Here is a 12,488-nt window from a genome sequence, read left to right as displayed (position 1 = left end):
AGAAATGCTGGAAATTAAAGAGTTGCATTATGACCGAAACTAGAAAAAAACCTGACCCTATAGATATCTATGTTGGAACTCGTATCCGTTTACGTCGTAATATTTTAGGACTTACTCAAGAAAAACTAGGTGAAAAATTAGGCATTACTTTTCAGCAAATCCAAAAATATGAAAAAGGGACAAACCGCATTGGTGCCAGTCGTCTTCAAGCGATAGCAGAAATTATGGATGTTCCTGTTTCTTACTTTTTTGATAAAGGTCTTACCTCCCAACAGGTAGAGGGCTTTGCTGAAAGTGATCACAATTTTATGGACTTTTGTTCTAGCAACGAAGGTATCCAGCTCATGCGGGCTTTTACGAATATATCTGATGCTAAAGTGCGTCGCAAAATCATTGACTTGGCAAAAGCACTTTCTGAGGAAGATTTGGCAGATAAGCTATAAAATTAAAATTATATTTTTTCTCTCTTATTCATATAAATTTGCATTGACGATTTGCTATGGAATTGGCAAACCGTAGAGATTTTAGTAGGCAATTAATTGAATTGTTGGTTTTCTTTTTGAAGGAGTTCCTATGCCGCATCAAGATTATCTTTTTACGAGCGAATCGGTATCGGAAGGACATCCTGATAAAATTTGTGATCGTATTTCCGATGAAATCGTTGATATGATCTATAAAGAAGCACAAAAGACTGGGACTGATCCGTGGTTAGTGCGCGTTGCTTGTGAAACTCTCGTCAGTGTAAACCGTGTTGTTATTGCCGGTGAAGTTCGTGTTCCCGATACGCTCTTAAAAAAAGATAAAAATAAAGAATTTATCTATGATGAAACTGGCTTTCCACTCATTAATCCTACGCGATTTCGGACAGCAGCGCGCCGTGCTATTCGCGCCATTGGCTATGAACAAACAGGTTTCCATTGGAAAACCGTTAAAATTGATGTTCTTTTGCGCCCTCAATCCACTGATATTGCAAGAGGTGTTGATAATGCAACGGATCGGCATGGTGAAGAAGGAGCAGGTGATCAAGGCATCATGTTTGGGTATGCTTGTCGTGAAACACCTGACCTTATGCCCGCGCCAATTTATTATGCGCATAAGATTCTCAAACTTCTTGCCGCAGCCCGCCATAAAGGGGAAGGAGAAACTAGTAAATTAGGACCAGACGCTAAAAGCCAAATCACTATACGCTATAAAGATGGAAAACCTATAGAGGTAACATCCATCGTTCTTTCAACACAGCATCTTGACGAAAGTTGGGATTCCAATAAAGTCCGTGCAGTCGTTGAGCCTTATATTCGTCAAGCTTTACATGATATTCCCATTGCAGCTCAATGCAGTTGGTATATTAACCCAACAGGAAAATTTGTCATTGGTGGCCCTCAAAGCGATGCTGGATTGACGGGACGCAAAATTATCGTGGACACTTATGGAGGTGCTGCCCCCCATGGAGGCGGTGCTTTTTCAGGAAAAGATACAACAAAAGTTGATCGTTCTGCCGCGTATGCGGCACGCTATCTAGCTAAGAATATTGTTGCTGCTCATTTAGCAGAGCGATGCACGATTCAACTCTCCTATGCAATTGGAATTGCACAACCTTTGTCGATTTATCTTAATCTTCATGGAACAGGGAAAGTTGATGAAAAGGTTATTGAAGCAGCCATTCGCAAAATAATGGACCTCTCCCCCACTGGAATTCGAAAACATCTTGACCTTAATAAACCGATCTACACAAAAACAGCAGCTTACGGTCATTTTGGGAGAAAACCAAAACATGATGGTTCGTTTTCATGGGAAAAAACGGATCTCGTAAAAACACTTCAAACAATGATCAAAATCCCATGATTAAATATAATACACGCAAGAGTGAAGCCTTTTTTGGACGCCGCCAAGGAAAGCAGCTACGAAACAGTCAGCTTGTGCGTATAAAAACGCTTCTCCCCAATTTTAATATTGATTTAAATGCCCCTCCTCCCTCAAACCTTACATCCTTATTTTTAAGCAAAGTAAAAGATATTCGACTTGAAATCGGCTTTGGTGGTGGTGAACATTTACTCCATGAAATGGAGCATTTTCCACAAACCGGTTTTATCGGCATCGAGCCTTTTATCAATGGCATAGCAAAAATATTGTCCTCCCTTGAACAGCATACACACCATCAAAATCATCTTCGTCTTTATAATGATGATGCTACACACCTGCTTGATTGGCTTCCTGATAACTCACTTGATGGCATAGATCTTTTCTATCCTGATCCTTGGCCGAAAAAGAAACACTGGAAACGACGTTTCATCAATATAAAAAATCTTAACCGTTTTGCTCGCGTTCTTAAAATGGGAAAAAAATTTCGCTTTGCTAGCGATATAGACAGTTATGTAAATTGGACCATCTATCATTTTACACACCATGATCACTTTGAGTGGAACGCTGAAAGCCCCCAAGATTGGAAGACCCCATATCCACTATGGAGAGGAACCCGCTATGAAGCAAAAGCTTTACGCGAAGGACGAACGCCTACCTATCTCACCTTTATCAAGAAATAAAAGATCAAGCGCTTTTCTCATAAACATCTTGAAAAGTTTTGATTTTAAGAGTATCAATAAGTAAATTCTTGGTCTTATGATGAAGAGTGGGTCGTGGGGCCTGCTCTTTTTTAATATTATAAGATTGGTGAAAATAACTTGGATAAAATGTATGAACGAAGCTGAAAAAATAAGCAATCTTGATGAGCCACGCCTTTTTGAAGAAGATGGTATCGAGGCGCGAGTTGCTGCTCTTGTCATACCACTCCTTAAACCTTTAGGTTTTCGTTTGGTTCGTGTGAAGCTTCTTGGACAAAATGGTTTAACTCTTCAAATTATGGTTGAACGGGCTGATGGCTCTCTAACCGTGGAAGATTGTGAAATTGTTAGTCGGACTGTTTCCCCTCTCCTTGACGTGGAAAATGTTATCGAACGCAAATATCATTTAGAAATCTCATCGCCTGGAATTGACCGCCCATTGGTAAGAAAATCCGATTTTTTTCATTGGCAAGGACATCTTGCAAAAATTGAAACCAAAATAACTATTGATGGACGCCGAAAATTTCGTGGAACACTTACTAATATCACGCAAGATGGATTTATTTTAAACACTGATAAAGCTGCTTACGGAGAAGCCATGTATACCTCTATTTCTTTTTGTGATATCACAAGCGCGCATTTAGTGCTTACCGATGAGCTTATTCGCGATGCATTGAAAAAGAATAAAGATTTAAGTCAACAATTCATTCCCGAAGATAATCCTATTGACTCAATACAGACGCTCAATTTCAAAAAATAATATCACTGGGAAATACCCATCGTGTGGCACAAAGAAGGAGAAATTTGATGGCTACAAGCGCTAACAGGCTTGAAATTCTGCAAATTGCAGATGCTGTTGCACGTGAAAAGTCAATCGACCGTGAAATTGTTATTTCTGCGATGGCTGACGCTATTCAGAAAGCAGCACGTTCTCGTTATGGTCAAGAAACCAATATTCGTGCTGAAATCAATTCCAAAACAGGTGAAATTAAATTACAACGCCTGCTTAAAATTGTTGATGTTGTTGAAGACTATACAACGGAAATTACTTTGTCCGATGCACTCAAACGTCAAGCAGATGCAAAAGTTGGCGATTTTTTTGCTGATCTTTTACCTCCTATGGATTTTGGACGCATCGCAGCACAATCTGCTAAACAGGTAATTGTACAAAAAGTACGCGACGCAGAGCGTGATCAGCAATATGAAGAATTCAAAAATAAAGTTGGTGAAATTATTTCTGGGACAGTCAAGCGTGTGGAATATGGCAACGTTATCGTTGATTTAGGACGCGGTGAAGCTATTGTGCGTCGTGATGAATTAATTCCCCGTGAATCCTTCCGCTATGGAGACCGTATTCGTGCTTTTGTCAATGATGTGCACCGTGAAACGCGTGGACCTCAAATTTTTCTTTCACGCACCCATCCTCAATTTATGGTAAAACTTTTTACGATGGAAGTTCCAGAAATTTATGATGGTATTATAGAAATCAAATCAGTTGCTCGTGATCCAGGTTCACGAGCCAAAATCGCCGTTGTTTCACGCGATGGTTCCATTGATCCTGTTGGAGCCTGTGTGGGAATGCGAGGAAGCCGCGTACAAGCTGTTGTTGCAGAGTTACAAGGTGAAAAAATTGATATTATTCCTTGGTCGCCTGATGCTGCAACATTTGTCGTTAATGCACTGCAACCTGCTGAAGTTTCTAAAATCATTCTTGATGAAGATGCTGAACGTATTGAAGTCATTGTTCCAGATGACCAACTCAGCCTTGCTATTGGACGACGCGGACAAAATGTTCGCTTAGCTTCGCAGCTAACGGGATGGAATATTGATATTTTAACGGAAAAGGAAGAATCTGAAAATCGTCAAAAACAATTTACTGAACGCAGTAAATTGTTTATGGATGCCTTAGAGGTTGACGAAATGATCGGACAGGTTATGGCTTCAGAGGGTTTTTCTTCTATTGAAGAAATCGCCTATATTGATCTTGAAGAGATTGCTTCTATTGATGGTTTTGACCATGATACCGCTGCGGAGATCCAAAGTCGAGCCCGCGAATATCTCGAACATCAGGAAAAAGAACTTGATGAAAAACGCAAACAGCTTGGGGTTTCTGACGAATTGAGAACACTTCCTGGAATGACAAGTGCTATGTTGGTTGCTGTGGGTGAGGATGGTGTAAAAACAATAGAAGACTTTGCTGGCTATGCGGTTGATGATTTAGCTGGTTGGAGAGAACGTAAAGAAGGACAAACAAAGAGTTTTTCTGGTATTTTAACCTCTTTTGACATTACACGTGCGGATGCAGAAGCTATGGTTTTAGCTGCACGTGTACAAGCAGGCTGGATAGACCAAGCTGATCTTATTATAGAAAATCCTGTAGAAGATGAAAATTCTACAGAAAATGAAAAAACAGATGATTTGAATGTGGATACACTTTAAATGAATGAACGAACTTGCATTGTGACCCGACAAAATGCTTCAGCACAAACGCTGATCCGCTTTGTCATTGGTCCCAATAATCAAATTGTTCCTGATCTTAAAGCGAATTTACCAGGGCGTGGCGTTTGGATTTCTGCCCATCATGCTCTTATTGGTAAAGCGATCAAACAGAAAGCTTTTCATAAAAATTTTAAAACAGATGTTGAGGTTGCACCAAATCTTGTGCATATTGTTGATACGCTTTTACTCAAATCTGCTCTTTCAAGCCTTTCCATGGCGAGAAAAGCAGGAGCTGTTGTCATGGGAGCAACCAAAGTTGACACTGCTATCCGCTCTGGTCAAGTTATTTTTGTACTTCATGCTAAAGAAGCAACAGAAGATGGAAGACGAAAAATTGCACAGGCCATCCATACAATACAACAACAAACAAATCGGACGATAAAAACAATATCTTTATTTACAAGTGATGAAATGCGCGTGGCTTTTGGCTCTAATCCTGTCATGCATGCCGCCTTATTGGACACAAAGGCTGCGGAAGGATTTCTTAAGACGACATATAAATTGATCAGCTATCGTGATGACAAGCATAGTAAGCACGGTGAGATGACGGCACAATCCGTGAAGGAAGTACAATGAGTGAAAATAACAACGACAAAACAACAAGCAAGAAGACACTAACTCTCAAGCGGTCTGTCTTGGAAACGAGTACGGTCAAACAAAACTTTAGCCATGGCCGTACGAAGGCTGTCGTTGTCGAAACCAAACGACGTAAAATTACGCGACCCGATGAAAAAGCTGAAGTACAACAGCCTATTACAAAACCACATGTTGCACCCCAGCGCTCTAAGCCTTGTTTTGAGGAAAAAAAACCTCAAGAATCTGTGGCCAAAAGCAATCTTTCATCGGCTGAAATGGAAGCAAGACTTCGCGCTTTAGAAGAAGCACACATCCAAGAAAGAATAACGCGAGAACAAGCTGAAAAAGAAGCGATACGCGCTAAAGAGCGTGAAGAAATTTTAAAGAAAGAAATTAAAGAAAAAGAAATACTTCAAAAACAAGAAGAAGAAAAATCGCCGATACAGGTTCCACCTGTTTTTTCTGAGCCTCCCCTCATCGAAAAGACAGATATTCCTATTACGCCTAAAAACACAACTGTGATTGAAAAGCGCAAAATAGATGAAAGTAAAGAGGAAGAACGGCATAGCCGACGTGCTAATCCTGCTAAATCAGAAATACGTGCACCAAAAGTTATCAAAGGAGCTGATGAGCGACGCCGTGGAAAACTAACTCTTAATAGCGCGCTAGACGATGAAGGAAGTGCGCGGGGGCGATCAATGGCTGCAATGCGACGCAGACAGGAAAAATTTAAGCGTGCACAAAACCAAGAACCAAGAGAAAAAATTTCTCGTGAAGTTGTTCTTCCTGAAACAATTACCATTCAAGAGCTCGCACAACGTATGACTGAGCGTTCTGTTGATGTCATTAAATTTTTAATGAAACAAGGACAAATGATGAAACCTGGCGATGTTATTGATGCAGATGTTGCCGAACTCATCGCTGTTGAATTTGGCCATACTGTTAAACGTGTTTTAGAATCTGATGTAGAGGAAGGTATCTTTAATATAACAGATAATCCTCAAAACATGCAGCTGCGTCCCCCTGTTGTAACCATTATGGGCCATGTTGACCACGGAAAAACTTCTCTTTTGGATGCTATTCGTAAAGCAAATGTTGTTTCTGGTGAAGCAGGTGGTATTACGCAGCATATTGGCGCCTATCAAGTAGAACAAAACGGTCAAAAAATTACCTTTATTGATACACCAGGGCATGCTGCATTTACTGCTATGCGTGCCCGTGGAGCTCGTGTTACTGATATTGCCGTTCTTGTTGTAGCCGCTGATGATAGTGTCATGCCGCAGACAATTGAATCAATTAATCACGCTAAAGCTGCAGGTGTTCCTATTATTGTTGCTATCAACAAAATTGATAAACCCGCTGCAAATGCACAAAAAGTGCGTACAGAACTTTTACAACACGAAGTGTTTGTTGAAACTATGGGTGGTGAGACTTTGGACGTTGAAGTTTCCGCTAAAACGGGCCAAAACCTTGATAAACTTCTTGAAGCTATCCTTCTTCAGGCTGAAATGCTTGATCTAAAAGCAGATCCTCAACGAACTGCAGAAGGCGTTGTCATTGAAGCTAAACTCGACCGTGGACGCGGATCTGTTGCAACCGTTCTTGTTCAAAAAGGTACATTACATCCTTCTGATATTATTGTTGCCGGAAATGAATGGGGGCGGGTGCGTGCTTTAATTGACGACCATGGTCGCCATGTCAAAGAAGCCGTTCCCTCTACACCCATTGAAATTTTAGGCATGCAAGGAACACCACAAGCTGGAGACCGTTTTGCTGTTGTCACGCATGAAGCAAAAGCACGTGAGATTTCTGAATACCGTCAGCGCTTAGCACGTGATAAAGCTGTTGCGCGACAAACCGGTTCGCGTGGCTCTCTCGAACAGATGATGACAAAATTGCAAACCACTGGTATTAAGGAATTTTCTCTCATTATCAAAGGGGATGTGCAAGGATCAATTGAAGCAATCGCTTCGGCATTGGAAAAACTAGGGAATGATGAGGTTCGTGCGCGTGTTGTACATTCTGGTGCTGGAGGGATTACAGAAAGTGATATTTCTCTTGCAGAAGCTTCTAACTCAGCTGTTATTGGTTTTAATGTTAGAGCCAATAAACAGGCACGTGATTTTGCTAAAACACAAGGAATTGAAATTCGTTATTACAACATCATTTACGATCTTGTTGATGACATCAAAGCGGCCATGTCTGGTCTCCTCTCACCAGAACAGCGTGAAACTTTCCTTGGTAATGCTGAAATTCTAGAAGTCTTTAATATTACAAAAATCGGAAAAGTCGCGGGATGTCGTGTGACAGAAGGTAAAATAGAACGAGGAGCCGGTGTTCGCCTTATCCGTGATAATATCGTTATTCACGAAGGAAAACTGAAAACTCTCAAGCGTTTCAAAGATGAAGTCAGTGAAGTGCAAAGTGGTCAAGAATGTGGAATAGCCTTTGAAAATTATGAAGATATGCGTGCAGGAGACATCATTGAGACCTTCCGTATTGAACATATTAACCGCACATTATAAAATAATCCAATAGTCTTTACTCTATTTAAAAATGAGAGAAGTTATTGGAATTCTATACACAATATCTCTTTTTTTCCTTATTTGGATGCTCAAAAGAAGAGGTCTTGGAGCAAGGACAAAACTTTGATGAAAAATGCAGGACCATCACAACGGCAACTTAGAGTAGCAGAGCAAGTGCGTCATGCAATAGCACATATACTACAGCGTGATATTTTGCTTGATGATGTTTTGAAGGATGTTGTCATTTCTGTCTCTGAAGTGCGCATGTCACCAGATTTAAAAATTGCTACTTGCTTTGTATCGCCTCTCAGCACACTTAAAAATTCTTCCCATATCGATGTTGTTGATACCCTCAATAAACATAGTCGTTTTCTCCGTGGAGAAATCAGTCATACGTTACGACAAATGAAATATATGCCAGAACTGCGTTTCCGACTTGATAATAGTTTTGATAATTTTTCAAAAATTGACGCCCTCCTCCGGTCACCTGAAGTTGCGCGTGATCTTCATAAGGATAAAGATGAGGATTAAAGAAATGACACGGCAACGCAAAAAAAAAGGACGTCCTGTTTCTGGCTGGGTCATATTTGATAAACCAAAAGGAATGAAATCAACAGAAGCTGTTTCACAAATCAAATGGCTCTTTCATGCACAAAAAGCAGGACATGCGGGTACGCTTGATCCTCTTGCTTCAGGTCTCCTCCCTATAGCCTTAGGTGAAGCAACCAAAACCGTTCCTTACGTGATGCAAGGCAAAAAAACATACCGTTTTCATATCGCTTGGGGGCAAGAACGTTCAACAGATGATTTAGAAGGAAAAATAACGAAAACATCTCTCAAACGTCCAACACGAGAAGAAATACTTGCTCTTCTTCCTCAATATACAGGTGTTATTTTGCAAACACCTCCACAATTTTCAGCAATTAAAATTGCTGGAAATCGCGCTTATGATCTAGCGCGTGAAGGGGAAGTCGTTGAAATTGCGCCCCGCAAAGTAGAAATAGAAACTTTCGAGTTAATAGAAATGCCTACCAAAGAGCACTCTGTCTTTGAAATAACCTGCGGAAAAGGAACTTATGTACGCTCTTTAGCACGCGATATGGGACGTGATCTGGGTTGCTATGGGCATATCGCTGATTTAAGACGTATTGCCGTTGCACCTTTTTATGAAGAGGATCTCATTACATGGGATGAACTAAAAGAAGCAATATCACCAAGTAAAAACACCATAGATGAAAATGAGAGTTCTTTTGAAAAAGACTTCTCAACGCTCGATGAACTGTTAATTGAAACGGGAGCTGCTTTAGATTGTCTCCCGCATTATCCGCTTACTGAAACCCAAGCGCAAAGAGTTATGAGAGGGCATTCTATTCCTTTATATGCCTATAAAACACCCCTTGATGAAGAGGAGGTTTGCACCCTCTATAAGGAACAACTTCTTGCTATTGGCACTCTTGATAAAGGTCTATTTAAACCAAAGCGGACTTTTACAATTTAAGTGTTTCTTTCTTCTAACCGTTTCTGACTGAAAGATATTCCCTATCAAATTAAGAGAAATATTTTGCTTTTATTTCTCTATGCTCATCTCATTCATATCAAAATTTAAAGATAGTCCTACAAACCAACACCATCATACACTTTGCCATCCCTTAATTTTAAAACCTTTGTATTTAAAAAGCTTCATAAGAGGCTTTTTTATTCCTTTTCAATCATTTTTATCAAAACATTAGTCTCTTTTGTACGTACAAGAAAATAGTTTTTATTGATGCAATATAAATAAAATCAATAGATTCAAAATGAAAGAAGATTAAAATCTTTGGAACCATTACTAGAAAAATGACAAAGTGCCATTATAAATCAATATACTAAACATTTAAATACTTATTTTCTTGTGCTTATGCTAACCAATTGATCTAAAGAATATAATAACCATATTAAAAAGCTGCTCTAACCTTAAGGAAGATGATCCGAAGGAACTTTTAAGAGCATCTCATTGGCTTGGGGGATTGTCTGTCGTTCAATCATGCGATGCACCCTTATACCGTTAGGAGCACAATTTAAATGTCGCAAACGCTTATTAACTTCAGCATCCGCTTTTGTGCGACGGTGATTATGGCGTAAATAATCTACCCATGTTGACATATGATAAGCCTCTGTCCAATATTCAGGTCTTTCAAGATCTCGTAAAAGAACCCATTGGCGCGCACCATCACGTAAACGAATATGACGTCGGCGCGTCATCACTTTGAGAAACTCTTCCAGATCATTTTCATGAATTTGATAGTCGATCATGATCATAATCGGACCACTTCTTGCTTTTAGGTCGAGTAAGAGTTCTGGCTCTCTAAAATGATCAAGAGGATTCAAATCAATTTGCGGGATTTCTTGAATTCTAAATTTTACCCCCGCAAGAGCCCCAACAATCAAGAATAGAGAACAAACACTCAAAGCAATTGTTGGAGAATAACCATCAGCCAAAATTCCCCAGATTGCACTACCAATAGCCATCCCTCCGTAAGATGATGTTTGGTAAAGCGCTAAAGAACGTGCAACAACCCAGCGTGGTGTAGAGAGTTGTACAGATGTATTAAACAATGATAATGCCAAAACCCAACATAAACCTGCAGGGAATAAAGCAATATGGCTAATAATCAGTGAGCGACTTATTCCCAATAAAAAACAAGAAAAGGCGAAACCAATAAATGCACTTGCAATGATTGTTTCTGAACGAAAATGATGCCGTACAAATGCATTAATAATCCCTGCTGTCATGGCTCCTAAGCCAAAACAACCAAGTAATGTACCGTAAAGAAGTGCACTCCCTCCGAGAACTTTATGCGCAACAATTGGCAAAAGAGCTAAAACCGAAATCGCCCCTATACCAAAAAGAAACGCTCGAACCATAATACTCAAGAGATTAGGTGACATCGCAACATAACGTAAACCATCTGAGACAGCTCCTAACAGTCTTTCTCTTGGCAATGGATTGTTTTCATAATTCGATTTCCAGAAAAATAATGCACCAATAAGAGGGATATAGCTTATAGCATTAAACAAAAAAGCGGCAGATGCCCCCAAAGTTGCAATGATGGCACCTCCAATAGCAGGACCAACACTTCGCATCAAATTAAAGCCGACACTATTCAAACTAACAGCAGCAGGAATATTTTCCCTGCTCACTATATCTCCTATCGTTGCTTGCCAAGAAGGATTATAAAAAGCTGTGCCACATCCAATCAAAAACGTGAAACATAATAAAAGCCAAGGTGTTAAAAATCCCATATAGGCTAAAATAGATAAACTCATGGATATGACCATCATCATAATCTGTGCGCACAGCATAATTTGACGCCGATTAAAATTGTCTGCTAATGCCCCTGCCATTAAAGAAAACATAACAAGTGGTAATGTTGTCGCACTCTGAACCAACCCAACCATGGAATGCGAAGAACTAATTAACGCCATTAACCACCCTGCTCCAACAGCCTGTATCAGCCCTCCTAAATTAGAAATAAGAGTAGATGACCATAAATTTCGAAATACCGAATTACGAAAAAGTTTGAATGTTGAAATGCTCTGCATCTTTTTCCTCCAAATCGGTATTTATCATTTTTGTTACTACACACACGCTCATAATCTTTGTATCAAAAGGATGCATAATTCTTTAAAAAACTTCTCATAAAACTCTATTTAAATCAATATTTCAAAACAAAAGCTTTATTTAAAGAAAGACTTCAAAATGCTGTCAAGGACTAGTATTTTAATCTTCTTTCCTATATAAGAGCAAAAATAGGTAGGAGTCTTTGACTCTTCTTATTTTTTCGTAGACCCTGGCTGAACGACATCTCGGCTATGGGTGGCTTTATGTTTCTTTGTTTTTTGAAAGGATAATACGATGTCGATTACAGCTGAACGTAAACAAGCTCTTGTCGCAGAATACGCAAATAAAGTTGGTGATACAGGATCACCAGAAGTACAGATTGCTGTACTTTCTGAACGTATTTCTAATTTAACAAACCACTTTAAATCTCACAAAAAAGATAATCATTCTCGTCGTGGTCTTTTAAAGATGGTGTCTCAACGTCGGCGCCTTCTTGATTATCTTAAAGGAATTGACCAAAATCGTTATCAGATACTTATCAAGAAGTTAGGTTTGCGTCGCTAAAAAAAATGGGGTGGTGTAAAACACCACCCATTTTTTCAGCATGTTGCCTTTAGATAAAAATTTAAAAACTGACAAGTTATTATGTGATAGAGCTGCTCATTATTTCGTATTTAAGGCGATTCATCTCTCTCTTCTCACAACAAAAATGGAAGTAAGCTTGTTGTA

At 39.5% G+C, this 12,488-nt stretch carries 11 protein-coding genes; 10 read left to right on the top strand and 1 reads right to left on the bottom strand.

What is annotated here, in order from left to right; all coding sequences use genetic code 11:
- Positions 1-29: 29 nt before the first annotated feature.
- From PVV59_RS03615 to truB, 9 genes are all read left to right on the top strand, one after another.
- On the top strand, positions 30-443 hold the full coding sequence (locus PVV59_RS03615) for a helix-turn-helix domain-containing protein (RefSeq protein WP_120121714.1): 414 nt from the start codon (positions 30-32) through the stop codon (positions 441-443).
- A 130-nt stretch (positions 444-573) separates the two neighbouring features.
- On the top strand, positions 574-1,842 hold the full coding sequence (gene metK / locus PVV59_RS03610) for a methionine adenosyltransferase (protein ID WP_273754622.1): 1,269 nt from the start codon (positions 574-576) through the stop codon (positions 1,840-1,842).
- Positions 1,839-2,540, top strand: a complete 702-nt coding sequence (locus tag PVV59_RS03605) for a tRNA (guanine(46)-N(7))-methyltransferase TrmB (RefSeq protein ID WP_273754723.1) — start codon at positions 1,839-1,841, stop codon at positions 2,538-2,540. Before metK ends, PVV59_RS03605 begins: the two co-directional genes overlap by 4 nt.
- 151 nt (positions 2,541-2,691) lie before the next feature.
- Positions 2,692-3,318, top strand: coding sequence for a ribosome maturation factor RimP (rimP, locus tag PVV59_RS03600; protein ID WP_273754620.1), 627 nt, complete (start codon positions 2,692-2,694; stop codon positions 3,316-3,318).
- Positions 3,319-3,365: 47 nt separating this feature from the next.
- Positions 3,366-4,997: a transcription termination factor NusA gene (gene nusA, locus PVV59_RS03595; protein WP_273754618.1), complete on the top strand. Its 1,632-nt coding sequence runs from the start codon at positions 3,366-3,368 to the stop codon at positions 4,995-4,997.
- A complete protein-coding gene (locus PVV59_RS03590) occupies positions 4,998-5,633 on the top strand; it encodes an RNA-binding protein (protein WP_273754617.1) in 636 nt (211 codons plus the stop codon).
- Positions 5,630-8,158, top strand: a complete 2,529-nt coding sequence (infB, locus tag PVV59_RS03585) for a translation initiation factor IF-2 (protein WP_273754615.1) — start codon at positions 5,630-5,632, stop codon at positions 8,156-8,158. Before PVV59_RS03590 ends, infB begins: the two co-directional genes overlap by 4 nt.
- 126 nt (positions 8,159-8,284) lie before the next feature.
- Positions 8,285-8,689, top strand: coding sequence for a 30S ribosome-binding factor RbfA (rbfA, locus tag PVV59_RS03580; protein ID WP_273754613.1), 405 nt, complete (start codon positions 8,285-8,287; stop codon positions 8,687-8,689).
- Positions 8,690-8,693: 4 nt separating this feature from the next.
- Entirely contained in the window at positions 8,694-9,656 is a 963-nt protein-coding gene (gene truB / locus PVV59_RS03575) for a tRNA pseudouridine(55) synthase TruB (RefSeq protein ID WP_273754721.1), read from the top strand.
- Between the two features lie 455 nt (positions 9,657-10,111).
- Here truB and PVV59_RS03570 read toward each other — a convergent pair whose 3' ends face one another.
- Positions 10,112-11,740 (bottom strand): MFS transporter, encoded by a 1,629-nt coding sequence (locus tag PVV59_RS03570; RefSeq protein ID WP_273754612.1) that lies wholly within the window; start codon positions 11,738-11,740, stop codon positions 10,112-10,114.
- Positions 11,741-12,053: 313 nt separating this feature from the next.
- Here PVV59_RS03570 and rpsO point away from each other — a divergent pair, with 313 nt between their 5' ends.
- Complete coding sequence (gene rpsO, locus PVV59_RS03565; RefSeq protein WP_273754610.1) at positions 12,054-12,323, top strand: 30S ribosomal protein S15; 270 nt, start codon at positions 12,054-12,056, stop codon at positions 12,321-12,323.
- Positions 12,324-12,488 lie beyond the last annotated feature (165 nt).

The organism is Bartonella sp. MM73XJBT.G (genome assembly GCF_028618435.1).
GTDB lineage: Bacteria > Pseudomonadota > Alphaproteobacteria > Rhizobiales > Rhizobiaceae > Bartonella.
The sequence above is the reverse complement of the archived record's forward strand: the minus strand, read 5'-3'. Positions and strand labels throughout refer to the sequence as shown.

Bases quoted from the DNA above. Each gene is read 5' to 3' on its own strand.
- PVV59_RS03615 (WP_120121714.1), top strand. From the start codon at position 30: ATGACCGAAACTAGAAAAAAACCTGACCCTATAGATATCTATGTTGGA.
- metK (WP_273754622.1), top strand. From the start codon at position 574: ATGCCGCATCAAGATTATCTTTTTACGAGCGAATCGGTATCGGAAGGA.
- PVV59_RS03605 (WP_273754723.1), top strand. From the start codon at position 1,839: ATGATTAAATATAATACACGCAAGAGTGAAGCCTTTTTTGGACGCCGC.
- rimP (WP_273754620.1), top strand. From the start codon at position 2,692: ATGAACGAAGCTGAAAAAATAAGCAATCTTGATGAGCCACGCCTTTTT.
- nusA (WP_273754618.1), top strand. From the start codon at position 3,366: ATGGCTACAAGCGCTAACAGGCTTGAAATTCTGCAAATTGCAGATGCT.
- PVV59_RS03590 (WP_273754617.1), top strand. From the start codon at position 4,998: ATGAATGAACGAACTTGCATTGTGACCCGACAAAATGCTTCAGCACAA.
- infB (WP_273754615.1), top strand. From the start codon at position 5,630: ATGAGTGAAAATAACAACGACAAAACAACAAGCAAGAAGACACTAACT.
- rbfA (WP_273754613.1), top strand. From the start codon at position 8,285: ATGAAAAATGCAGGACCATCACAACGGCAACTTAGAGTAGCAGAGCAA.
- truB (WP_273754721.1), top strand. From the start codon at position 8,694: ATGACACGGCAACGCAAAAAAAAAGGACGTCCTGTTTCTGGCTGGGTC.
- PVV59_RS03570 (WP_273754612.1), bottom strand. From the start codon at position 11,740: ATGCAGAGCATTTCAACATTCAAACTTTTTCGTAATTCGGTATTTCGA.
- rpsO (WP_273754610.1), top strand. From the start codon at position 12,054: ATGTCGATTACAGCTGAACGTAAACAAGCTCTTGTCGCAGAATACGCA.